This window comes from Deferrisoma camini S3R1, from assembly GCF_000526155.1.
GTDB classification, from domain to species: Bacteria; Desulfobacterota; Deferrisomatia; order Deferrisomatales; family Deferrisomataceae; genus Deferrisoma; species Deferrisoma camini.
Genome location: NZ_JAFN01000001.1, coordinates 1,916,440 through 1,938,235, shown reverse-complemented (window position 1 = coordinate 1,938,235; position 21,796 = coordinate 1,916,440). Strand labels below are relative to the sequence as shown.

General features: G+C 68.3%; 19 protein-coding genes. 11 read left to right on the top strand and 8 right to left on the bottom strand.

The window, feature by feature from the left end; translation table 11 throughout:
* Window positions 1-485: 485 nt before the first annotated feature.
* The 3 genes from DEFCA_RS21470 to DEFCA_RS0108525 all read left to right on the top strand — a co-directional run bounded on the left by DEFCA_RS21470 (window position 486) and on the right by DEFCA_RS0108525 (window position 4,502).
* Window positions 486-1,616 (top strand): TIR domain-containing protein, encoded by a 1,131-nt coding sequence (locus DEFCA_RS21470; RefSeq protein WP_084319572.1) that lies wholly within the window; start codon window positions 486-488, stop codon window positions 1,614-1,616.
* A gap of 204 nt (window positions 1,617-1,820) precedes the next feature.
* A complete protein-coding gene (locus DEFCA_RS20560; RefSeq protein ID WP_025322609.1) occupies window positions 1,821-3,434 on the top strand; it encodes a transposase in 1,614 nt (537 codons plus the stop codon).
* Window positions 3,435-3,500: 66 nt separating this feature from the next.
* Complete coding sequence (locus tag DEFCA_RS0108525) at window positions 3,501-4,502, top strand: transposase (RefSeq protein ID WP_025322608.1); 1,002 nt, start codon at window positions 3,501-3,503, stop codon at window positions 4,500-4,502.
* 329 nt (window positions 4,503-4,831) lie between these two features.
* On the opposite strand, the gene DEFCA_RS22220 is transcribed toward DEFCA_RS0108525, so the two are convergent.
* Entirely contained in the window at window positions 4,832-5,638 is an 807-nt protein-coding gene (locus DEFCA_RS22220; protein ID WP_025322607.1) for a hypothetical protein, read from the bottom strand.
* A 430-nt stretch (window positions 5,639-6,068) separates the two neighbouring features.
* Between DEFCA_RS22220 and DEFCA_RS0108515 the strand changes: the two genes are divergently transcribed.
* Both DEFCA_RS0108515 and DEFCA_RS0108510 read left to right on the top strand, forming a co-directional pair.
* Window positions 6,069-6,641 (top strand): class I SAM-dependent methyltransferase, encoded by a 573-nt coding sequence (locus DEFCA_RS0108515; RefSeq protein ID WP_025322606.1) that lies wholly within the window; start codon window positions 6,069-6,071, stop codon window positions 6,639-6,641.
* Window positions 6,642-6,795: 154 nt separating this feature from the next.
* The gene (locus tag DEFCA_RS0108510; protein ID WP_025322605.1) at window positions 6,796-7,389 is read left to right on the top strand and encodes a flavodoxin family protein; all 594 of its coding nucleotides are present in this window, start codon (window positions 6,796-6,798) and stop codon (window positions 7,387-7,389) included.
* A gap of 47 nt (window positions 7,390-7,436) precedes the next feature.
* Here the strand turns inward: DEFCA_RS0108510 and DEFCA_RS0108505 are convergent, their stop codons facing one another.
* Window positions 7,437-8,645, bottom strand: coding sequence for a hypothetical protein (locus tag DEFCA_RS0108505; RefSeq protein WP_025322604.1), 1,209 nt, complete (start codon window positions 8,643-8,645; stop codon window positions 7,437-7,439).
* A 299-nt stretch (window positions 8,646-8,944) separates the two neighbouring features.
* Here DEFCA_RS0108505 and DEFCA_RS19320 point away from each other — a divergent pair, with 299 nt between their 5' ends.
* A complete protein-coding gene (locus tag DEFCA_RS19320; protein ID WP_051463216.1) occupies window positions 8,945-9,559 on the top strand; it encodes an isochorismatase family protein in 615 nt (204 codons plus the stop codon).
* A gap of 239 nt (window positions 9,560-9,798) precedes the next feature.
* Here the strand turns inward: DEFCA_RS19320 and DEFCA_RS0108495 are convergent, their stop codons facing one another.
* The 6 genes from DEFCA_RS0108495 to rsmI form a co-directional block, all read right to left on the bottom strand.
* Window positions 9,799-10,668 (bottom strand): pirin family protein, encoded by an 870-nt coding sequence (locus DEFCA_RS0108495; protein WP_025322602.1) that lies wholly within the window; start codon window positions 10,666-10,668, stop codon window positions 9,799-9,801.
* A 146-nt stretch (window positions 10,669-10,814) separates the two neighbouring features.
* Entirely contained in the window at window positions 10,815-11,378 is a 564-nt protein-coding gene (locus tag DEFCA_RS0108490) for an antibiotic biosynthesis monooxygenase (RefSeq protein ID WP_025322601.1), read from the bottom strand.
* Window positions 11,379-11,437: 59 nt separating this feature from the next.
* The gene (locus tag DEFCA_RS0108485) at window positions 11,438-12,118 is read right to left on the bottom strand and encodes a hydrolase (protein ID WP_025322600.1); all 681 of its coding nucleotides are present in this window, start codon (window positions 12,116-12,118) and stop codon (window positions 11,438-11,440) included.
* A gap of 291 nt (window positions 12,119-12,409) precedes the next feature.
* Entirely contained in the window at window positions 12,410-12,862 is a 453-nt protein-coding gene (locus DEFCA_RS0108480) for a MarR family winged helix-turn-helix transcriptional regulator (RefSeq protein WP_025322599.1), read from the bottom strand.
* Window positions 12,863-13,002: 140 nt separating this feature from the next.
* Window positions 13,003-15,006 carry a monovalent cation:proton antiporter family protein gene (locus tag DEFCA_RS0108475; protein WP_025322598.1) on the bottom strand — a complete coding sequence of 668 codons (2,004 nt, stop codon included), beginning with the start codon at window positions 15,004-15,006 and terminating at the stop codon, window positions 13,003-13,005.
* A gap of 118 nt (window positions 15,007-15,124) precedes the next feature.
* Window positions 15,125-16,006 (bottom strand): 16S rRNA (cytidine(1402)-2'-O)-methyltransferase, encoded by an 882-nt coding sequence (gene rsmI / locus DEFCA_RS0108470; RefSeq protein WP_025322597.1) that lies wholly within the window; start codon window positions 16,004-16,006, stop codon window positions 15,125-15,127.
* A gap of 483 nt (window positions 16,007-16,489) precedes the next feature.
* Between rsmI and DEFCA_RS0108465 the strand changes: the two genes are divergently transcribed.
* The 5 genes from DEFCA_RS0108465 to DEFCA_RS0108445 all read left to right on the top strand — a co-directional run bounded on the left by DEFCA_RS0108465 (window position 16,490) and on the right by DEFCA_RS0108445 (window position 21,674).
* Window positions 16,490-18,028 (top strand): YifB family Mg chelatase-like AAA ATPase, encoded by a 1,539-nt coding sequence (locus DEFCA_RS0108465; protein WP_025322596.1) that lies wholly within the window; start codon window positions 16,490-16,492, stop codon window positions 18,026-18,028.
* Between the two features lie 89 nt (window positions 18,029-18,117).
* The gene (locus DEFCA_RS0108460) at window positions 18,118-18,459 is read left to right on the top strand and encodes a hypothetical protein (protein ID WP_025322595.1); all 342 of its coding nucleotides are present in this window, start codon (window positions 18,118-18,120) and stop codon (window positions 18,457-18,459) included.
* Between the two features lie 38 nt (window positions 18,460-18,497).
* Window positions 18,498-20,447 (top strand): transketolase C-terminal domain-containing protein, encoded by a 1,950-nt coding sequence (locus DEFCA_RS19315; RefSeq protein ID WP_025322594.1) that lies wholly within the window; start codon window positions 18,498-18,500, stop codon window positions 20,445-20,447.
* A gap of 8 nt (window positions 20,448-20,455) precedes the next feature.
* Window positions 20,456-21,043 (top strand): HD domain-containing protein, encoded by a 588-nt coding sequence (locus DEFCA_RS0108450; RefSeq protein WP_025322593.1) that lies wholly within the window; start codon window positions 20,456-20,458, stop codon window positions 21,041-21,043.
* Window positions 21,044-21,380: 337 nt separating this feature from the next.
* Window positions 21,381-21,674, top strand: coding sequence for a hypothetical protein (locus DEFCA_RS0108445; protein ID WP_025322592.1), 294 nt, complete (start codon window positions 21,381-21,383; stop codon window positions 21,672-21,674).
* Window positions 21,675-21,796: the final 122 nt, after the last annotated feature.

Sequence of the window (21,796 nt, the reverse complement as noted above, 5' to 3'; positions counted from 1 at the left end):
CCAGCCGCCGAGCTGGGAAGTTCCATGGAAGTGTACTCCGGGCGCCGCAAGCCGCAAGAACGCCCGGCCTGGCCCGCCCCCTCACCACCGAGACCCCGTGCTTCGTCCCCCGGAGTGGCCGAGGGCCCCCTACCGAGGTCGGGCGAAGGGAGAGGCGCGCGGCCGGAAAGCGATCGCCGGCGGGCGGGCGTTGACAGCAAGGGGCGAGAGCTGCTATGAAACGGCGTGTTGAAGGGCTCCGACGCCACAGGGGGGCGCGATGGGCAAGCACTTCACCGACCATCAGCATCCAACGGCCGCAATCCATTCCCCGGAATGGTTGCGGCCGTTTCGTTTCAGGGCCGCGGCTCACCCCGCCGCCCCACGCGCCTCCCCGGAGGGGCGCGCCCGCAAAGCGAAATCTACAACATGTTAGGCCGAATACAGCCCGAACGGATTAGGCCGACGTCGGCCTAATCCCCTGTTGGGCGTAATAAGGAAGCCGCATGAACGTAGCTGACGAACTTTTTGAAATCGCAGATAGTCTGCAAAAGCAGAGTGATATTCTGCAGAACACGGATTTTAGTGAGCCCCTGCAAAAACTAGCTGATGCTGCAGAGGATGTTGGTAAAGCATGGAGCGGTTCATGGCTAGGATATCATTCCAGAGTCTATTATAAAGATTTGTCTCCTCCTCCGCCTGGTGCACGTTTTAGCCAAGAGTGGGGTTTGATGGATACCTTTGCTGTTCAAGAAACCATCGGTGATTGGAGGGAATATAGATTTGAGGATGTTGTGTCGGCTATAGAGGGAATTGCTGGCAATCCAGATATTCATTTTCAAGAAGAGAAAGCGACTTCTATAGCAGAAGAATTTGAGGAAGCTCAAGCGCGAATTGTTTCGTTGTTATCCAGTGCCCTATCTAATAGAAAGGATGATAAGTTTCTGGCTGATATTACTGAGAAAGTAGAAAATCTAAAAATATTTGGAGCGAGTGATTTTATTGAAGCCATTCGTCCTAAAGGACAAATGATGTCAAGGGATATGCCAGCCATCCAAGCGGGCCTGCATACGCCACCACACTTAAGCGTGCTTGCATCGATCCATGCTATTCGTTATCCATTTACCGCTTGCAAAGAGCTCTCCAAATTAAGTCGTCGTGCAGCTTCGCATCTTCAGAATGTCGAGAAGCATAAGGTGCAATCTGAACGCATAGGGACAAATGTATTCATTGGTCATGGAAGGTCCGCTGTCTGGAAAGATTTGAAAGACTTTATTCAGGATCGAATGCATCTTCCTTGGGATGAGTTTAATCGTGTGCCTGTGGCAGGATTTACAAATATAGCTAGATTGTCTCAGATGCTTGATGAAGCAGCAATTGCATTCCTCATTATGACTGCAGAAGATGAGCAAGCGGACGGAAAACAGCACGCTAGGCAAAATGTTATACACGAGGCTGGATTATTTCAAGGGCGTTTGGGTTTTGAGCGTGCAATAATCTTATTAGAAGAGGGTTGCGAGGAATTTTCGAATATTCAGGGACTAGGACAGATTAGGTTTCCTAAGGGAAATATTTCAGCTATTTTTGAAGATATACGTCGAGTACTTGAGCGTGAGGGACTTGTTGATGAAAAATAACGCCCAACACGTATATGGCCTCCTCCGGTCAAGGCGAAAACGGTCCCTGAACCGAGGTTTTTCTCGGTTTTGCGTAAGGGGGGTTCAGAGGTTCTTCCGGGGGGGGGCAGGGGGACGCAGCTGCCTAGTTGCGAATCGGGGGGGGGGCAGGGGGACGCAGCTGCCTAGTTGCGAATCGAAGCGAAGTGCGCCAGGAGGTGGGGTATGCCGAGAAGCGCCCGAATCGACCTACCTGGACTGTTGCAGCACGTGATCGTGCGTGGGGTGGCCCGCGAGGTGATCTTTCGCGACGAGGAGGATCGCGAGCGGTTTGTGGTCCGGCTGAGCTCGCTCCTGGTGGACACCGGTACCGAGTGCCTGGCCTGGGCGCTGTTGTCGAACCACGTGCACCTGCTGCTTCGGCGGTGGGACGTGCCGCTGTCCACGTTCATGCGCCGGCTCCTCACGGGGTACGCCGTGACCTTCAACAAGCGCCACGGCCGCAGCGGACATTTGTTCCAGAACCGGTACAAGTCGATCGTGTGCGAGGAGGAGCCGTACCTGTTGGAGTTGGTCCGGTACATCCACCTGAACCCCGTTCGGGCCGGCCTGGTGCCGGGGGTGGAGGGGCTTCGCCGGTACCGGTGGAGCGGGCACGCGGTGCTGATGGGGGCGCGGGAGCTTCCGGGGCAGGCGGAGGAAGAGGTTCTGCGGCGGTTCGGCCGAACGGTCCGGGAGGCAAGGCAAGAATACGAGCGGTTCGTGGCCGCCGGGGTGAAGCAGGGCCGGCGGGACGAGCTGGTGGGGGGCGGGCTGCGCCGGAGCCTCAAGGTCCTTGGGCCGGGGAAGGAAAGGGGTGTTCGGAGGGACTATAGAGTGTCCCTTCCTCTTCCTTCCTCTTCCCGAGGCCAAGATGCACGCCCCGGTAAGGCCTGGGGACACTTTGGCCGTGAAAGCATGGTGGTGCGATCTCCGTCGTTCCCGGAGCCGGCCGGGGCGGGGGTTCGCTTCTATCCGGTGCGAGGGTGCCAACCAGAGGGGGCAAACGGTGGTCACTTACGGGTACCGGTACATGGTGGCGTGCCGCAATGCAACCGGGACGGGCTGAAGCCTCCTGGTCCCCAACTCAGGCTGAACAAAGGATGGCCCATGCGATGGAATGAGTACGTCGACGCGACCGTGGCCCGGTACGACCGGTGGATCGCCGAAGGGAAGATGACCCACTCTTCTAAAGTCGTGCCGGTGGGCAAGTCTTTCAAGCTCCGGCAATGGATTATGCCGGGCAATCAGGTGATCGAGTACTTGCAGGCGAGCCCTTTCATCGCCCTAGCCGATTGCATGTGTCGGGCCCTGGCCCGCCGGTGCGACAAGCCGCTGGACGTATGTCTGTATCTGGGGTCGTTCGCCGAGCGCAATGTCGCACGGGGAAGGGCTCGGAAGGTGTCGCTGGACGAGGCACGAGCAGCCGTGGAGCGGGCGGACGAGAAGGGGTTGGTCCACCTCACGCTGTACAACGAGCATCGGGAGGTGTTCGCAGTGTGCAGTTGCTGCGAATGTTGCTGTCACGACCTCTACCTTCTGAAAGGGCGAGGCCGCGTGGATCTGGTAGCCCGCTCGGAGTACGTCGCTGTGACGGACCGGGACGCCTGCCTCCACTGCGGTGCGTGTGTGGATCGGTGCGTGTTCGGGGCACGGGCTCTAGACGCGGGGCGGATGGTGTACGCTGCCGATCGGTGCTACGGCTGCGGGCTGTGTGTGAGCGTGTGCCCCGTGGGGGCTACGGGGATGGGAGAGCGGTCTCGCCACATCGGGGGGCCGGTTTCGGGGATCCGTTCCTGAAGGGAGGTTCAGGGGGACGCAGCTGCCTAGTTGCGAATCGAAGCGAGGTGCGCCAGGAGGTGGGGTATGCCGAGAAGCGCCCGAATCGACCTACCTGGACTGTTGCAGCACGTGATCGTGCGTGGGGTGGCCCGCGAGGTGATCTTTCGCGACGAGGAGGATCGGGAGCGGTTTGTGGCCCGACTGAGCTCGCTCCTGGTGGACACCGGCACCGAGTGCCTGGCCTGGGCGCTGTTGTCGAACCACGTGCACCTGCTGCTTCGGCGTTGGGACGTGCCGCTGTCCACGTTCATGCGCCGGCTCCTCACGGGCTACGCCGGGACCTTCAACAAGCGCCACGCCCGCAGCGGGCATTTGTTCCAGAACCGGTACAAGTCGATCGTGTGCGAGGAGGAGCCGTACCTGTTGGAGTTGGTCCGGTACATCCACCTGAACCCCGTTCGGGCCGGCCTGGTGCCGGGGGTGGAGGGGCTTCGCCGGTACCGGTGGAGCGGGCACGCGGTGCTGATGGGGGCGCGGGAGCTTCCGGGGCAGGCGGAGGAAGAGGTTCTGCGGCGGTTCGGCCGAACGGTCGGGGAGGCAAGGCAAGAATACGAGCGGTTCGTGGCGGCCGGGGTGAAGCAAGGCCGGCGGGACGAGCTGGTGGGGGGCGGGCTGCGCCGGAGCCTCAAGGTCCTTGGGCCTGGGAAGGAGAGGGAGGCATACGACGAGCGGGTGCTGGGAAGCGGGGCGTTCGTGGAGGAGCTGTGGCGTCGGGAGGAGTTACGGGACGTGGTGCGGCCGCCGTGGACAGTAGAGGAGGTGGTGGAGCGGGTGGCTGCACGCTACGGGCTGGAACCCGAGCGAGTGCTGCGGCGGAGCACGGATTCGCGGGTGAGCGACGCGCGGGGGCTGGTGTGCCACGTTGGGGTGGACGTGCTGGGGCTGAAGGCTACGGAGGTGGGGCGGATTCTAAGGCTTGGGCGATCGGGCGCGAGCCGGTGCTTGGCGCGTGGGCGGAAGGTGGCCCGGGCGGAGCCGGAGGTGCTTCGGGACGTTTTGGGCGGAGACGCGGTAGAGGGTGCGTGAGGAAGCGCTAGGCAACTACGCAGCAGCGTCCCTCCCGGTTGTCCGGTAGAGGGTGCGTGAGGAAGCGCTAGGCAACTACGCAGCAGCGTCCCTCCCGGTTGTCCAGCAGCGTCCCTCCCGGTTGTCGAGGGGGAGGGGAGGCCCGATTGTTGGCGTGGGCGCTTGCGGGTGACCAGGACTACCACGTGCTTCGCCCCCCTGCGGGGCCGGCATAGGGAGTCCCGAAGCGGTTCAGAGACCCTGGGAGACCCTGGCCGGGGGAGAAAGCAAATCCGCTGAAAGGGGATGAGCGGCCCTCCGGGGTCACGCCGGAAGGGCTGGCGGCCGGGTCATGCGCCGAGGGGACCGATGCACTGGCAGCGGGCCGCCTCCTCGCGCGCCTCCCTGGCCATGGCGGCCAGATCGTCGTAGGGAAGGTCGAGGCACCCCTCCACCGCCTCCCGGAACGCGTCGAGCCCGATGCGCTCGATGGTGGCGGCGAGGCGCTCGTCGGGCTCGGCCCGGTCCCGGTACGTGCGGATGACGGCCGCCAGGTACCTCGGCACGTCGTCCGTGGGCACGGACGAGGCGATCTCCCGGCCGATCACCGGGGTGTTGCCCATCTTCCCCCCCACGAACACCTTCCAGCCGTCCACCGTGCCGTGGATCCCGAAGTCGTTGAGCTTCGTGTTGGCACAGCAGTTGGGGCATCCGGACACGCTGATCTTGAACTTCATGGGCGTGGGGACCCCCCGGAACGTCTCCTCCAGCAGGGTCGCCAGGGGAAGGGTTCGCTGGAGGCCGAAGGGAGAGAAGTCCGCGCCCGGGCAGCACTTCACCTGCCGCACGTCCCTGCCGATGGAGCGCACGTCGAGGCCCGCGTCCATCACGGCCTGCCTGGCCTCGTAGTAGTGCTCCCCGTCGATCCCCACGATGATCAGGCTCTGGGCCGTCGAGAGGTGGCCGACGCTCCCGTACCTCTCCACGATGTCGGCTAGGCTCCGGAGCTGCGAAGGGGACAGACACCCCGTGGGAACCCCCACGGAGAGCGCGTATTTGCCGTCCCGCTGCCGCCCGAGGCATCGGTGCCCCGGCGCTTTCTTGCGCTCCATCGTGGCTCTGCGAAGCTCGTTGTCGGGCCGGGCCGAGGTGTCCATGCTTCTCTCCTTTTCGTGTCCGGGAGCGCCCTCCAGGGGACGAAAGCAGCCGCCCGGGGGCCACCGCGCTTTCCCGAAAAGGCTACCCCCGGCACCCCCAGGGGTCAAACGGCGATCGAGGCCGGGCCGCCCCGGATGCCCCTGCAGGGCCGGGGCGTCGTAGTTGCGAGAATTGGGGATGCGTGGTAGCGGGGGATGCCGCGAAGCGCCCGGATCGACCTGCCTGGACTGGGGCAGCACGTGCCGGAGTCTGAAGGTGCTCGGGCGAGGCAGGGAACAGGAGGCCTGCGACGAGAGGGTGGGGGTGGGCGCGCCAAGGTGAGCCGCGGCCCGGCCCCTGGCGCAGGGTGGCTCGGGAGGATCCCGAAGCGGTTCAGGAGATCCTGACCGGGGCGAGAAAGGAGGCCCGTGGGGTGAGCGGAGAGGAGCCTTGGTAGACATCGTCAGGCGGTTTTTCGGAAAAGGCGTCTACCCGTACCAATTTTCGTTGCTTTTGGGCTCGTTCTTGCGCCGGCTGGTGCTTTCCCCCCAGAAGCTGGCCGATCGTCTGCACCTCGAACAAGACTCTCGGGTGCTGGAAATCGGCTCGGGTCCGGGATACTTCAGCGTCGAGGTGGCACGGCGCATCCCGCACGGGCACCTGGCGGTGCTCGATGTGCAATCGGAGATGCTCAAGAGGGCACGCCGGAGGATCGGGACGGCAGGATTGCGCTCTGTGGGGTTCACGCAAGGTGACGCGACCAACCTGCCCTTTGGTGAAGGCAGTTTCGATGTCGTTTTTCTTGTGGCGGTGTTGGGCGAGGTCTCTGATCGGGCAGCGTGCCTCCAAGGGATCTACAGGTGCCTTCGCAGCCCAGGGCTCCTCTCGATCACGGAGCAGCCGGGAGACCCTGACTTCTTGCCCCTGCAGGCCGTGCGTTCACTGGCTGAAGAGCAGGGGTTTGCGTTCGTGTCGAGTTGCGGCAGGGGGAAGAACTACACCGTGAACTTTGCGAAGCCGTAGGTCGAGTTCCGGCTCGTGGAAGAGCTGTGCGCAAAGGGAGTGCCTGAAAGAGGCTTTTTCAGCGGCTGCGGCCCTCCCGGCCTTGCAGGTCTGGCGGGGCGGTGTAGAGTCGGCTTCGACTCGCACAGTCCACTGCAGACGAGGAGGGCCCATCATGGCAACCGTCGCGATCGTTTATCACTCCCAGTACGGCCACACCGAGCTGCAGGCCAAGGCCGTGGCGCGGGGCGCCGCCGCCGTCGACGGCGTGGACGTCCGGCTCTACACCGCCGAAGAGGCCGTCGAGCGCATCGACGAGCTGGACGCGGCCGACGCGATCGTTCTTGGCACCGCCACGTACATGGGCAACATCTCGGCCGGCATGAAGCGGTTCATGGAGGCCTCGGTGTCCAAATGGTTCGCGGCCACCTGGCGCAACAAGATCGCCGGGGCGTTCACCAACTCCAGCTCGTTCAGCGGCGACAAGCTCAACACCCTCCAGGGCCTGGTGGTGTTCGCCATGCAGCACGGCATGATCTACGTGGGCACGGGCATGTTCCCGGCGGAGAGCGACCCGGACTCCATGAACGCCGTGGGAGGCCCCGGCCCCGAGGTCACCAACCGGGTCGGCTCGTTCATCGGGCCCATGGCCGCCAGCTTCCAGGTGGATCCGCCCGAGGCTCCGGGCCCGGGCGACATCGCCACGGCCGAGCGCTACGGCCGGCGGGTCGCCGAGGTGACCGTGCAGTTCCTGCGCGGCCGGGGCTGAGGGGAGGGCAGAGGTTCCCCCCGGGGCTTGGCGAACGTCTTGTCGCCTCAACCGGCGGGAAGCCCCAGGGTGAACACCGCGAAGCACGCCACGGCCAGGCCCGCGAACCCGGCAGCCCTCAGGCGGTGCCGGGGCAGGTCCCGCGCCTCCCACGCCACGATCACCGCCACGATGCACTGGAGCGTGTAAAAGAGGGCGAACGCCCGCGATGCGTACGCGATGATGCCGTTGACGTCGGTGCTCCACGCCAGAGCCACCGTGACCAGCAGGATCAGCAGGTACGCGTACCGCACCGGCACCCGGCGGTGGGTGATGTCCTCGATCAGGCCGCCGGCCCCCTCGGTGTCGGCCACGGCCGCGCTGAACTGGCTGCCGATCGCGGCCACCGACAGCAGGATCGGCAGCACCGCGGACACCGGCCGGGTCATGCCCACGATCGCGGTGACGTCCGCGCCCAGATCGGGGTGGAACAGCACCGTGACCAGCGCGATGAACACCAGGTAGATCGCCGCCGACAGGAGCTGGGCGGTCCGCATGGTGGCGATCCGGAGGGCGGCCGGGTGCTCGTCCCCCAGGTACCGGGACGTCTCGAACCCCTGCACCACGATCAGCAGGCCCAGCAGGACCCGGGCGTCGTGCAGGTCCACGTCCGAGGGCACGGCGGGCAGCGCCCACCGGCCGTGGATCAAGAGGCCGGCGTTGTACACCGCAAGCCCCACCAGAAGAGCCCCGATCATCCCCAGGTTCAGCGCCACGGCGTACTTCTCGAGCCCCTCCAGCTCCCCCAGCCCTCGCCACATGCCGACCCCGCCGATCGCCACCAGCAGGGCGGTGGTGATCGCGTGTCCGGCCGTGGGGCTGTGGACGCCGACGGCGTTGAGAAGGAAGGCGGCCAGGAGCTGCAGGTAGTAGGTGACCGAGATGAAGTACGCCCCGGACAGCACGATCCGGGACAGCTCGCCGATCACCTGGGCCGGGCCGTGGCCCCGGTTCTCCAGGGGTTCGAAGTGGCGGATGTTGAACCGGATCGCGCCGCCCACCGCGTAGGCCAGGACGAGCAGGACCGCCATGAACCCCACGGCCAGGTTCCCCACGATCCCCCCGAGCAGCGGCGCGCTCACCAGAAACCCGCTGCCCATGATCGACGCCAGGGGGGTGACCGTGGCCTTCCACCGGGCCGATCCGGCCAGGCGCCGCGAAAACGCCAGGTACGCGCCGAGCGCCAGGGCCACGGCAACGATCAGGGCACTCAGCATCGCATCTCCCGGCGGTCGCAGCCCCGCGGCTCACCCCCCACTCGGAGGGTGAGGGGGCACTGCCGCGCGGGCCCGAAACAGGGCCGCAGCACCGTTCCCTCCTGCCCTCCGACGCGTTCGCTCACAGGGGCTCCTCCTCCGGCGGGTCGCGGTGTAGTGTACTGCGGTGGGGAATGTCGCAACAACGGCGGGCCCCCGCCCGGTTTGGGAGCGAGGGCATGGGGCTGGCGGAGAGGAGAGCGGGAACGATGTGCGATCATAGCGACGCGGGAGGAAGGCGCCCCGGTCGGAGGGCGGTGATGCCGGGCCGGGCCGGGGCTGGCCTGGTGGTGATCGACGTGCAGCCGGGGCTGCTCAAGGCTTACCCGCCCCGGCGGGCCCGGCGGGTGGTCGAGTCCGCGGCCGGGGCGCTGGACCTCCTGGCGCCCCTGGGGCTCCCCACCCTGATCCTGGAACTGGACCCGGACCGGCTCGGCCCCACCCACGGCCGGGTGCTCGGGGCCGCCCCCGGCGCCCGGGTCGTCGCCAAGGCCCGCTACGACGCCACGGCCGACCCAGAGAGCTTCCAGGCCCTGGAGGACCTAGACCGGCCCTGGCTCGTGCTGCTCGGGGTCGAGACCCACGTGTGCGTGCTCCAGACCGCGGTGGGGCTCCTGGGGCGGGGCCGCACCGTGGCGTTCCTGGACGACGCCGTGTTCTCCCGGACCCCCCGCGACCAGCGGGTGGGCCGGGAGCTCCTAGTGCGGGCCGGGGCCGTGCCCCTCACCACCGAGGTCCTACTGTTCGCCCTCCTGGGCGGCCGCGACCACCCCGCCTTCTCCCAAGTGCTCCCCCGCCTCAAGGCCCGGGTGAGCCGACCGGATGACGGAGAAGCCCCCATCGACCCTGGGGGGCCCTACGACGGAGAAGGGTAACGTGCGTTGGTCCAGGGCCATTACCGGCGGCGGGCATGGGGTTCAGGAACCGGAATTCAGCGGACAGGAGACAGGAAATCCCGAAAAGCGTTTGGGTTCCTGGGGGTATCCTCTCGAGGCACCGAAGAGCCTTCTCCCTGTCCACCGATTTCTGAATCCTGGCCCCTGAAACCCGTGCCCCCCGGACCATGAGGTGGAGGCGAAGAGGCATGGCAATGCCTAGAACGCGTGGAAAGGGGTCACGGATGGGGGCTCGACTTGAGGAAGGTCCCGTTACGATACTCCCGGAAGGCGAGGTCCAGCTCCTCCTCGGTGTTCATGACGATCGGTCCTCGCCACGCCACCGGTTCGCCCAGGGGGGCGCCGGCCAAGAGCAGGAACCGGACCCCGCCGGCCCCGCCCCGAACGGTGACGAGGTCGCCGGGGCCGTACAGGACGACGTGGTCGGCCGGGGTCTCCCGGGACGATCCGGGACCGAAGAGCCCCTCGCCCTCCAGGGTGTAGGCGAGCACCGTGTGGCCCGGTACCGTGGCGTGGGTGAACTCTCCGCCCGGGGACACCTCCACGTCCAGGTACTCCGGTTTTCGCACGATCTCGGCCACCGGGCCCTCGCAGCCGTTGCAGCGGCCGGCGATCACCCTCACGACGGCGCCCCCATCGAGGCGGCACTCGGGAACGGACGCGGCGGTCACGCTGCGGTACCGCGGGGGCATCATCTTGTGGCTGGCCGGCAGGTTCACCCACAGCTGCAGCCCGCGCATGACCCCCGGGAAGCGTCGCGGCATCTCCTGGTGCACGATGCCGCTGCCGGCGGTCATCCACTGCACGTCGCCCGAGCCGATCACGCCCTGGTTCCCGAGGCTGTCCCCGTGGGCCACCTCGCCGCGGAGCACGTAGGTCACCGTCTCGATGCCCCGGTGGGGGTGCCACGGAAACCCCGCCAGGTAGTCGTCCGGGTCGCTGGCGTGGATGTCGTCGAGGAGCAGGAAGGGGTCGAAGCGGGGGATCAGCCCCCGGTCGTGGCCGACGCTGCGCCGGAGCCGTACGCCGGCCCCGTCCACGGTGGGACGGCTGGCAAGGATCTGTTGCGGCTCTCGTGTCCGGTTCATGTTCGCTCTCCTCTCGGCCGTTCGGCGCGAGTGGTGCGGCAGCGGGGGCGGAGGGTCAACCTCCACGCCCCGAGGCCGGATGGGTGTATGTGCGGGGGCTTCGTGCCCCGGCAGCGACCCGTCGGGCGTTCCGCTCCCAGGGGACGTCAGCCCGGTGGCGTCTCGGCGGAAGCGGGGTCGCTCAACCAGGGCCGAAAGCACCGGGTCATGATGGGCATCACGCCCCAGGCAAGGGCCAGCACGACCAGCAGGGTGACCACCCCGGTGGCGGCCCACCGGGGCCAGCCCTGGAGCAGCCGTGACACCCCCATTGAGACGAGGTAGACGGTCGGCCACACCCCGAGCCAGGTCAGCGCGGCCATCTTCCAGCGCGGAGGGGGACGGTCCGTCCCGGTCGGTTCGAAAAAGGCTTCCAGGCCGTGTAGGTTCCGGCGCGAGTACCCCTCTTCCACGAGCGGACCCACGGTCTCCTCCCAACGGCGGAAATGCTCGGAGGCGTAGAACGCATCGCGCTCCTCCTCGTTGGCGAAGGATCGCAGGATCCCGTAGGTGCGATCTTTTCGTCCGGGCAGGGGCCGCAGCAGCTGCGCGCCGAGGGTCGAGATCTCGCCCATGGACGCCACGAAGAACGCGCGGATGGCGTCCTCGAAGGCGGCCTCGCATCCCGGCTTCACCGTGCGGGTGACGGCGACATGGATAGGGTCTTCCATTCCGTTGCCTCCTCGCGGCCGGCGGTCCGGTGGGGGACCGCCGGCCGGCTCGGTTGCCCCTAAGGGCTGACCACGTGCGGGTGGAGCGCCGCCTGGGGAGCCTTGTGCACCATCGAGTAGGCGTACTCGATGCCGCTGCCGTACGCTCCGGCATGCTCCCGGAGGAGATCCATCAAGGCGTCATAGTGGTCCCGGTTGGCCCAGTCTCTCTGGAATTCGAGCACCGTGGCGATGGTGGTCATCGGCACGGCCCCGGCCTGTACGGAACGCCGGAGCGCCGCATCGTGGGCCGCCGAGGAGGTGGCACCGCAGGCGTCCTCCACGATGTACACGTTGTAGCCGGCATCCAGCATGTTCAGCGTGGGCCAGGTCACGCAGACCTCGGTCCACAGCCCAGAGACGACCACGTTCCTGCGCCCCGAGGTCTCGATCGCCTGGCGGAACGCGGGGGTGTCCCAGGAGTTCATGCTGGAGCGCTCGATGGGCTGCTGGTCCGAAAGGACGTCCATCAGCTGGGGCCATACGTAGCCGCTGAACGACTCCGTCTCCACGGCGGTGAGAACGGTGGGGACCCCGAACTCCTTCGCCGCCTTGGCGAGCAGGACGACGTTGTTCACGAGCTGCTGGCGCTCGATGTTGGCGACGCCGAACAGCATCTGCGGCTGGTGGTCGATGAATACGACGACCGAGGTCTCCGGGGTGATCAGGCCGGCATCGGTGTGGGGCAGGATGTTCTTCATGGCTGTAGTCCTTTCGTTTTATGGTTCGCCAAAAGTACGGAAGGGGAGTCGGCGCGGCCCGAGGGGCCACAGACGCCAGGAGCACCGGTCTTGCCGCGGTGGTACCGGAGGATCGGCGCCGCTCCCCGCAGCAGCCAGGCGCGCGTGAGCCGGCTTGCCGCGTCGGATGACGTGGACACGCTCTCCATGATCGGGCTGTCTCCTTCACATTGGGTTCGTGCTCGGCCTGAGGGAGTGGGGCTCCGCTCCATACGTTTCAATGTTGAACTAAATCTCCAAGAAAAACTCCCATCAGTCGGCTGCCCGCTTTCCAACGATGCGGCACAGCCGCGCCAGTTCCTGCTGCTCGGAAGGGTCGAGAACGCTCAGGGCCTCGACCACGCCGGCCACGTGTCGGGGAAAGGTCCGTCGGATCAGCTCTCGGCCCTCGTCGGAGAGGTGAACCATCACGTAGCGTCGGTCCTTGGCATCTCGCCGGCGCTCCACCAGCCCCCGCTTCTCCAGGTTGTCCACGACGAGGGTGATGTTCCCGTCGGTCTTGAGGAGCTTCCTCCCCAGGTCCTTTTGGCAGAGGGGGCCGAGATGGTACAGCGCCTCCAGCGCACCGAACTGGCTGATCGTGAGCCTCTCCTCCGCCAGGTGACGGTGCACGCGAGCCGTCAGCGCGTTGGCAGCCCGCATCAGCTTGATGTAGGCGTCCAACGCCCGCACCTCTTCTTCGGTTCCTAGATGGTGGGTGCCCATGCTGCCTCCAGTATGTAGTTTAATGTTAAAATAATAGCGGATGGGTTATTTTTTGTCAAGGACATTTTCTCTGGCACGGTTGGACGCCCTGCTTCGCCATCCCTGCGGATGCTGCCCTCACGCCCGGCCGGGGCCCCGCCTCACCCTTCGCCTTGCCTTTCTGTTGCGCCGCGGCACAGCTCCACCACGTCGGCGATCCTCTCGGGCGGGCCGAGGACGAAGAGAATGTCGCCGTGGCGCAGCTCCATGTCGGCCGGGGGGTTGACCTCGATCTGTGTGCCCCGACGCACCGCGAGCACGGTGACCCCGTGGGTCTTCCGGAGCTCGGCCTGGGCCAGGGATGCGCCCGCCAGGGCCGAGCCTTCGGCGACCTTGAGGGTGACGATGTCGATGTGGGGGAGCTGGAGCTTCAGGTCGGCCACGGAGGGCGGCAGCCCGGAGAGGCTCCGGAGCATCTCGTAGCCGTCGGCCCGCACCGCGGTGACCAGCCGCTCGATCTCGTCCCGGGGCACCAGGTACTTGGTCAGGACCCGGGTGAAGATCTCGACCGAGGTCTCGAACTCCTGTGGAATGACCTCGTCGGCCCCCAGGTCGTAGAGGTGCCCCATCTCCTGGAGGTACTGGGTCCGCACGATCAGGTGGGCCTTGGGGTTCAGGCGCCGGACCGCCTCGGTGACCCGGCGGGTGGCCGTGGGGTCGTTGATCGCCACGACCACCACCCGGGCCTCCGGCACGTTGGCGTGCTCCAGCACGGTCTCCTGGGTGGCGTCGCCGTAGCGGATGGGCTCGCCCCGGGCCTGCTCGCTGCGCACGGTGTCGGGGTTCATCTCGATGACCGCGTAGGGGATGCCCGCCACGGCGGCGGCCCGGGCCACGTTCCTGCCGCTCACCCCGAACCCGATGATCACCAGGTGGTCCCTGCGCGTCTCGTCCCCGTCCGCCGGGGCCGGGTCCATGCCGGCCTTGAGCCTGCGGGGCAGGGGCAGGCGTACCACCGCGTCGGCCACCCGGGGCGCCAGGGCGATGACGAAGGGGGTGGCGGCCATGGTCAGGACCGCGCCGGCCAGGAAGAGCTGGTAGAGGTCCCCGGTCACCAGGCCGTGCTCCACCCCGGTGCGGGAGAGGATGAACGAGAACTCCCCCACCTGCCCCAGCGCCAGGCCCACCAGCACCGCGGTGCGAAGGGGAAGGCCCAGCAGCACGGCGGCCAGGCCGGCGATGGCCGACTTCAGCACCAGGATGCCGAGGGCGAGCAGGGTGACCGCGGCCGGCTCCCGGAGCAGGAAGCCCACGTCCAGGAGCATGCCGATGGATACGAAGAAGAAGGTGGTGAAGGCGTCCCGGAAGGGCAGGATGTTCCCGAGGGCCCGGTGGCTGTACTCGGACTCCGAGATGATGAGGCCCGCGAGGAACGCCCCCAGGGCCAGGGAGAGGCCGGCCGCGGCGGTCAGCAGGGCCACCGACAGGCAGATGGCGATCACGCTCAGGAGGAAGAGCTCCTGACTGCCGGTGCGGGCCACCTGGTAGAGCACCCGGGGCACGACCCACTTGGTGCTCACGATCACCAGCGCGACGATGCCGAGCCCCTTGGCCACCAGGAGCAGGGCGGCCCCGCCCGAGCCCCCGGCCGTGCCGGCCAGGAGCGGGGTGACCAGGATCATCGGCACGATGGCCACGTCCTGGAAGATCAGGATACCCAAGGTGGTGCTCCCGTGGGGGCTGTCCACCTCGGCCCGCTCCTGGATGAGCCGGAGCACGATGGCCGTGCTGCTCAGGGAGAACAGGAACCCGAGGAACACCGCCTGGCCCGTGGGCTGGCCCAGCCGCCGGGCCAGCAGGAACGCGGCCAGGCACGTGAGCCCCACCTGGAGCGAGCCCCCGACGAGGACCGGCCGCTTGATCTGGAGCATCTTCTGGAACGAGAACTCGATCCCGATGGTGAAGAGCAGGAGCACCACGCCGATCTCGGCCAGGATCTCCACCTCGTGGAGCGCCTGGATCAGGCCGAGCCCGTAGGGGCCCACCAGGATGCCGGTGAACAGGAACCCCACCACCGCGGGCACCCGGAGCCGGTTGCACGCGAACAGGATGAGCACCGACAGCCCGAAGATGATCAGAATGTCGTTCAGGAGGGAGATCTGCATGGGCTCCCCGCGTCGCGGTGGCAGGTGACGGATCCAACCAGCCTTTCCGGCCGGCACGGCCTTGTCAAACCGGCCTGTCGCCTGCCACGGGTCGGGAAGGGGGCTGCGGGGCGCGGCGCTACCCCCGCCCTCGGCGTTCTGAGAGGTAGCGGTAGGCCTCGTCCGTGGACATGCCGGTGAGCCGGGCCAGCTCCCGGGCCGCCCGGCGGGGGGGAAGGCCCAGGGCCTCGACCCGGGCGGCCGCCTCGGCCGCCTCTGCCTCGCTGATCTCGGGAGGACGCCGGGGGTCCCTGCCCCGGACCCCCCAGCACACCTCGCCCCGGACCCGGTCCCGCCGCTCCAGGTCCCCTCGGATCCCCGAGATCGTGCCCCAGAGAAACTCCTCGTGGGGCTTTGTCATCTCCCGGGCCAGGGCGGCCTCCCGGTCGCCGAACTCCGCCAGCGCGTCGTCCAGGGCGGCCAGGATGCGGTGGGGCGACTCGTAGAACACCAGGGTCTCGGTGCGGTCCCGGAGCTCCCGGAAGAACGCCCGGCGGCGGGCCGCCCGCTTTGGCGGGAAGCCGTGGAACGAGAAGGCATGGGTGGGCAGGCCCGAGGCGCTCAGGAAGGCGGCCACCGCGCTGGGGCCCGGCACCGGCACCACCCGGTGGCCGCTTTGGCGGGCGAGGCGCACCAGGTCGAACCCGGGGTCGCTGATGCCCGGGGTGCCGGCCTCGGACACCAGCGCGATCTGCTCCCCGCGTTCGAGCCGGCCGAGCAGCTGGCGGGCCCGGGCCTCCTCGTTCCAGTCGTGGTACGAGACCAGGGGCTTCCTCAGCCCGTGCCGGGCCAGCAGCCGGGCCGCGGTACGGGTGTCCTCCGCGGCCACGCAGTCCACCTCGGTCAGCACCCGCAGGGCCCGTCGGGTGATGTCGTCGGGGTTGCCCAGCGGCACCGCCACCACGTACAGGCAGCCCTCGGCCGCCCTGGGAATCGATTCGGGGTACCGGCTCTCGTCCATGGTCGGTAGGTCCTTGTCAGTGACTTTCGCTGGAACGCTGGGGGGCTAGGAGGCCAAAACCCCCTTTGATCCCGGCGAGTCCGGCGCATCCGCCCAACGGGCCGAAGGCCCGAAGTTACTGGGAAGCTCCAGTAGACCGCGAGGCGGCCTGTTGGCGAAGAAGTAACTCGAACCGATCCTCGCACAGTTTCGGCGGTGGGGCACGGGGTCTGCGATTCAGGTGTCAGGGGCCAGAGATCAGAAGACAGAAGTTCGGGTAGAGTCCAAAAGCTGTGTGGAGTTTTACAAAACGTGGAAGGTTTGGTCCTGTCCACTGTCCTCTGAATTCTGTCCCCTGATACGGCCACGCGCTCGAACCCGTACTGTACCGCTCCCGTTCCTCCCGGGAAAAGCTCGGTGCTGCCCCTTTCGTCGGCCCCCTTGCCCCTTGCGGGTCGGCAGGGCCTTGGGTACTTTGGCGCGCTGGGGGCGGGGAGGTGGGCGTTGCTGGCTCGGGTGTGCTCGGCGGCGGTGTTGGGGGTGGACGCGTTCCGGGTGGACGTGGAGGTGGACGTGGCCCACGGGCTGCCCTCGTTCACCGTGGTGGGGTTGCCGGACGGGGCGGTCAAGGAGAGCCGCGACCGGGTGAAGGCGGCGGTGCGCAACGCCGGATACCGGTTCCCGCCCCACCGGATCACCGTGAACCTGGCGCCGGCCGACGTGAAGAAGGAGGGCGCCGCCTTCGACCTGCCCGTGGCCCTGGCGGTGCTGGCGGCCGACCCGGACCTGAAGCTGTCGGTCCCCGAGGGTACGCTGTTCTTGGGCGAGCTGGCGCTGGACGGCTCGGTTCGGCCGGTGCGGGGCGTGCTGCCCATCGCGCTGGAGGCCCGCCGGCTGGGGTTCGGGGCTCTGTGCGTGCCCAGGGAGAACGCGGTGGAGGCGGCCGTGGTGCAAGGGGTGGCCGTGCACCCGGCCGACTCCATCGGGCAGGTGGTGGAGGGGCTGCGAAGCGGCGGGCTCGGCCGGGTCGAGGCCGACCCGGCAGAGGTGCTGGCGGCGCGGGGGGCCTTCGACGTGGACTTTGCCGAGGTCCGCGGCCAGGCCCACGCCAAGAGGGCCCTGGAGATCGCGGCGGCCGGGGGGCACAACGTGCTGCTGGTGGGGCCGCCCGGCTCCGGCAAGACCATGCTCGCCCGAAGGCTGCCCACGATCCTTCCGGAGATGAGCTGGGACGAGTGCCTGGAGACGAGCCGGATCTACAGCGCCATGGGGGTGCGCGACGGCGGCAGCCCCCTGGTGGTGCGTCGGCCGTTCCGGGCTCCTCACCACACCATCTCGGACGCCGGGCTGATCGGCGGGGGCACGGTTCCGCGCTGCGGGGAGATCAGCCTGGCGCACAACGGGGTGTTGTTCCTGGACGAGCTGCCCGAGTTCAAGCGCCACGTGCTCGAGGTGCTGCGCCAGCCCCTGGAGGACGGCGAGGTGACCATCTCGCGGGCCTCCACAACCCTGACGTTCCCGGCCCGGTTCACCCTGGTGGCCGCCATGAACCCGTGCCCGTGTGGGTACTGGGGAGATCCGTACCGGGCCTGCTCCTGCTCGCCCTCGGCCCTGCGCAAGTACCGGGCCCGGGTGAGCGGGCCCCTGCTCGACCGGTTCGACCTCCAGGTGGACGTTCCGGCGGTGCCGTTCCGGCAGATCCACGGGCAAGGGGAGCCGGGGGAGCCGTCGGCCGAGATCCGGGCCCGGGTGGCCGACGCCCGGCGCCGCCAGGCCGACCGGTTCCGGGGGACGCGCATCACCACCAACGCCGCCATGACCGCCCGGGCGGTGCGGCGGTTCGCCACCCCGGCGGACGATGCCGAACCGGTGCTGCGCCACGCGGTGGAGCGGTTGGGGCTTTCGGCCCGGGCCTACACCCGGGTGTTGAAGGTGGCTCGCACGATCGCGGATCTGGCCGGGTCGGAGCGGGTGCTCCGGGAGCACGTGCTCGAGGCGCTCCAGTTCCGCACCACGGTGAGGAGCCTGGGCGGAACCGCCTGAGCCGGGCGAGGGCGGTCTTGCCAGAATGGTGCCTGGATGCTATGTTCCCGCGGCTTTACCGGCTTCGTGGCGGGGCGGAGGAGGGAGCCATGCCCAAGAGGAAGATCATCTCCACCCTGGAAGCGGTCTACGACGACGAGGGGGTCGTCTTCTACCTGGACGGGGAGCCCGTGGAGGACATGGAGTTCTCCTGGGACGACCTGTTCGACGAGGAGCTCCGGGCCGAGGCGGCCGAGGAGCTGGCGGAGTACGTGGAGGCGGAGGACCTGGAGGACGTGGACCACCCCGTGCAGGCGATCCTGTCCGGCATCGGGAAGCTCCTCAAGACCCCCGTGGCTCGCAGGGCCTGGGAATCGTTCCGGGAGGACGAGGAGGACGACGACGAGGACGAGGACCTGGACGAGGACGGGCTGGAGGACGACGAGTACTGATTTCCGGGCCCGCGCCGCGGGATGTGAAGGAGTCGTGGATGCAGTTACCGAAGGGCTTCAAGCTGGAGGAGCTGTCGGCCGAACAGGTGCGGACGCTGCGGGATCTCGCCCGGCAGGTCCGCGGCGACGTGCTCAAGATGATCCACCTCGTGGGCGAGGGGCATCCGGCCGGGTGCCTCTCGTGCGCCGAGATCCTGGTCACCCTGTACGCGGCGGCCAACGTGCGGCCGTCGGACCCGGACGAGCCGAAGCGGGACCGGATCGTGCTGAGCCCTCCCCACCTCACGGCGGCCCTGTACGCCACCCTGGGCCGGTTCGACTTCGTGGACCGGGACGACGCGGTCAGCCTGTTCGCCAAGGCCGGCAGCGTGTTCGAGGAGGCGCCGAACCGGGCCGTGCCCGGTGTCGAGTGGACCGGCGGGGTGCCGGGCGCCGGGCTTGCGGCCGCGTGTGGGTTCGCCCTGGCCGGGCGGCTGTCCGGCGCGAAGAACCAGGTATTCGTGGTGGTGAGCGACGGGGAGCAGCAGCGGGGCATCGTGGCCGAGGCCCGGCGGTTCGCCAAGCGCCAGCGGCTGAACCAGATCACCGCGGTGATGGACGCCAACGGGGTGATGGCCACCGGAAAGGCGGCCGAGGCCTACCTCCAGAGCATCAAGTACGAGTACATCGCCGACGGCTGGGACGTGATCGAGGTCAACGGCCACGACCCCGACGACATCTACCGGGCCATCCGGCGGGCCATCCAGATCCAGAGCGCCCCGGTGCTGGTGGTGGCCCGGACCACGTCGGGCCACGGGGTGTCGTTCATGGAGAACGATCCCCGGTACCACGAGATCCGGCTGACGGACGAGGAGTACCGGGAGGCCATGCGCGAGCTGCGCCAGGACCCGTCGCTGGACGAGGAGGAGGACTACCGGTCCGCGTTCGGGGAGTTCGACCTGAACCTGGAGGAGGAGCCGGAGGACCACCCGGTGCCGGCCGTGCCCCTGACCCACCGCGACTACCCCGCCGGGACCGAGGTGTCGGGTCAGACGGCCCTGGCCGGGGTGCTGGCCGACGTGCTGGAGGCGGAGGAGGCCGAGGAATCCGGGGCGCCGATGGCCCTGTTCGAGGGGAAGGTGGTGGTGGGCGGGGCCGACGCGGCCAACCTGCCCCGGCCCCGGGACCGGTTCTTCGAGGTGCGGGGCCAGGACGCCGCCGTGGGGGTGGCCCTGGGGGCGTTCAGCCTGGCCGGGGGGGTTCCGGTGTGGCTGGCTCGGGGGCCCGACGCCCTGGAGGGGGCGTTCCACTCCCTGCGCCTGAACGATCTCAACCGGACCCACGTGAAGCTGTTCGCGGCCGCCCTGGGGGTGGAAGGCGGGCGGCGGGGCCGGGCGGGGCTGTGCCTGGACTATGTGAGCCTGGTGGAGAACCTGCCCCGGTGCCGCATGGTGTTCCCGGCCGACGCGAACCAGATGGACCGGGTGGCGCGGGTCGCCCTGATCGAGCCGGGCAACTGGGTGGTGGGCGTGTGGCGCACCCCCACCGCGGTGGTGACCGACGTGGACGGCCGACCGCTGTTTGGGGGAGAGTACCGGTTCGAGTACGGCCGGATCGACCTCGTGCGGCCCGGGGACTCCGGGGTGATCCTCACCACCGGTCCCCTGGTGCTGGAGGCCATCGCGGCCTGGGAGGCCCTTCGTGAGCGGGGCATGGGGCCGGCCGTGCTCCACGTGCCGTGCCCGGGGGCCTTGGTGGATAGCGAGGACCCGGTGCTGCTTCAGAACCTGCGCAAGGGCCGGGTCATCACCTACGAGGACCACACGGTGCGCACCGGCCTGGGGGCCCGGGTGGCCGACGTGATCGCCACCCGGGGCATCTCGTGCCGCCTCCTCAAGCTGGGGGTGGAGGGCGAGGGCATGGCGGGGGACCCCGGCGAGGTCCGGCGGCGCCTGGGCCTGGACGCCAGCGCCCTGGTGGCTCGGGCGGCCAAGTTTCTGAAGCGGTGAGCCCCCCCGTGGCGGACCGGGACGAGCCGGCCCGGGCCGTGCCCGGGCCGGCGGAGCAGGAACGCCTGCTGGACGAGTGGGGGGTGCCGGCCCACATCCGGCGCCACAGCCGCCAGGTGGCCCGAGTGGCCCGGGTGCTGGGACGGTGGCTCCGGGAGTACGGGGGCCAGGACCTGGATCCGGACCTGCTGGAGGCGGCCGCGGTGCTCCACGACGTGGCCAAGGCCCGGTGCCTCGGGTCGCTCCAGGACCACGCCAAGGAGGGGGCGGACATCCTCCGGGGTGCCGGGTACGCGGAGGTGGCCGACCTGGTGGGGCAGCACGTGGAGCTGCGGGGCAGCCGGCCCCACGGGAGGGTGGACGAGGCCGAGGTGCTCAACTACAGCGACAAGCGGGTACGCCACGAGGAGGTGGTGAGCCTGGCGGAGCGGTTCGAGGATCTGATCCAACGCTACGGCCGGAACCATGCCGAGGCCGAGGCCCGGATCCGGGCCAACTGGGAGCGGACCCGCAGGCTGGAGGAGAAGCTGTTCCGCCGCCTTCCGTTCACCCCCGAGGACCTGACCCGAGCCGTGCGATGCGGAGAGGCGTGCTGAGCCCCCCCGAGGGTTTGGCGGTGGGGCATGGGGCCTGGTTCCGGCCGTGCGTGAGCGCAGCATCCGACGTACGCTGCATCCGGCACTCCACCAGGCCCCACGCCCCCCAAGGGTTTGGTGGCGGCTCGAAAGCCGCCCGGCCGCCCCGGTGATCCCTGGCTCTTCGACCAACGACTAGCGACCAACGACCGAACTCACCAACGCGACCACGACACAGGGCCGGGCCGATCGGACCCGGTTTTTTTGTGCGGGGGGCGGCCGCTTGTGGCGGTGGGGCCGGTGTGCTTGAATCCGGTCTCCAATTTCGGCGGACCGATCCCCGGCGAGGACGACGGGAATGGCCCAGTGCGACCGGTGCGGGGCGGAACTGGCCCCGGGTAGCCTCAAGTACCTGATCACGATCCACGTGACGGCCGATTTCGACGGCGTGCTCCCCGACCAGGGCGACATGGACGACCTGGAGGCGTTCATGCGGGCCCTCGACGGCGTCGATCCGGGATCGGCCGGCCGGGACGTGTACCAGGCGCAGGGGTTCCTGTTGTGCCCGGCCTGCAAGGCGTCGTTCCTGACCGACCCGCTGGGGCGGGCCCGGACCGGTGAGCCGCCGGGGCCCGGGGGCCGGATGCACTGATCCGCGCCCGGCTCTCCGGCAGGCCCTTGCCCCTCCGATCCGGGCGGTAGCGCTGGTTTGTCCGCCGGGTCAATGACTTTCGATCCTGAGACGGCACCCGGCCCGCCGGGCCGGTTAGAAAA

What these genes read in the sequence shown, in the direction of transcription:
- DEFCA_RS21470 (WP_084319572.1), top strand. Translation starts at nt 486, where the DNA reads ATGAACGTAGCTGACGAACTTTTTGAAATCGCAGATAGTCTGCAAAAG.
- DEFCA_RS20560 (WP_025322609.1), top strand. Translation starts at nt 1,821, where the DNA reads ATGCCGAGAAGCGCCCGAATCGACCTACCTGGACTGTTGCAGCACGTG.
- DEFCA_RS0108525 (WP_025322608.1), top strand. Translation starts at nt 3,501, where the DNA reads ATGCCGAGAAGCGCCCGAATCGACCTACCTGGACTGTTGCAGCACGTG.
- DEFCA_RS22220 (WP_025322607.1), bottom strand. Translation starts at nt 5,638, where the DNA reads ATGGACACCTCGGCCCGGCCCGACAACGAGCTTCGCAGAGCCACGATG.
- DEFCA_RS0108510 (WP_025322605.1), top strand. Translation starts at nt 6,796, where the DNA reads ATGGCAACCGTCGCGATCGTTTATCACTCCCAGTACGGCCACACCGAG.
- DEFCA_RS0108505 (WP_025322604.1), bottom strand. Translation starts at nt 8,645, where the DNA reads ATGCTGAGTGCCCTGATCGTTGCCGTGGCCCTGGCGCTCGGCGCGTAC.
- DEFCA_RS19320 (WP_051463216.1), top strand. Translation starts at nt 8,945, where the DNA reads ATGCCGGGCCGGGCCGGGGCTGGCCTGGTGGTGATCGACGTGCAGCCG.
- DEFCA_RS0108495 (WP_025322602.1), bottom strand. Translation starts at nt 10,668, where the DNA reads ATGAACCGGACACGAGAGCCGCAACAGATCCTTGCCAGCCGTCCCACC.
- DEFCA_RS0108490 (WP_025322601.1), bottom strand. Translation starts at nt 11,378, where the DNA reads ATGGAAGACCCTATCCATGTCGCCGTCACCCGCACGGTGAAGCCGGGA.
- DEFCA_RS0108485 (WP_025322600.1), bottom strand. Translation starts at nt 12,118, where the DNA reads ATGAAGAACATCCTGCCCCACACCGATGCCGGCCTGATCACCCCGGAG.
- DEFCA_RS0108480 (WP_025322599.1), bottom strand. Translation starts at nt 12,862, where the DNA reads ATGGGCACCCACCATCTAGGAACCGAAGAAGAGGTGCGGGCGTTGGAC.
- DEFCA_RS0108475 (WP_025322598.1), bottom strand. Translation starts at nt 15,006, where the DNA reads ATGCAGATCTCCCTCCTGAACGACATTCTGATCATCTTCGGGCTGTCG.
- rsmI (WP_025322597.1), bottom strand. Translation starts at nt 16,006, where the DNA reads ATGGACGAGAGCCGGTACCCCGAATCGATTCCCAGGGCGGCCGAGGGC.
- DEFCA_RS0108460 (WP_025322595.1), top strand. Translation starts at nt 18,118, where the DNA reads ATGCCCAAGAGGAAGATCATCTCCACCCTGGAAGCGGTCTACGACGAC.
- DEFCA_RS19315 (WP_025322594.1), top strand. Translation starts at nt 18,498, where the DNA reads ATGCAGTTACCGAAGGGCTTCAAGCTGGAGGAGCTGTCGGCCGAACAG.
- DEFCA_RS0108445 (WP_025322592.1), top strand. Translation starts at nt 21,381, where the DNA reads ATGGCCCAGTGCGACCGGTGCGGGGCGGAACTGGCCCCGGGTAGCCTC.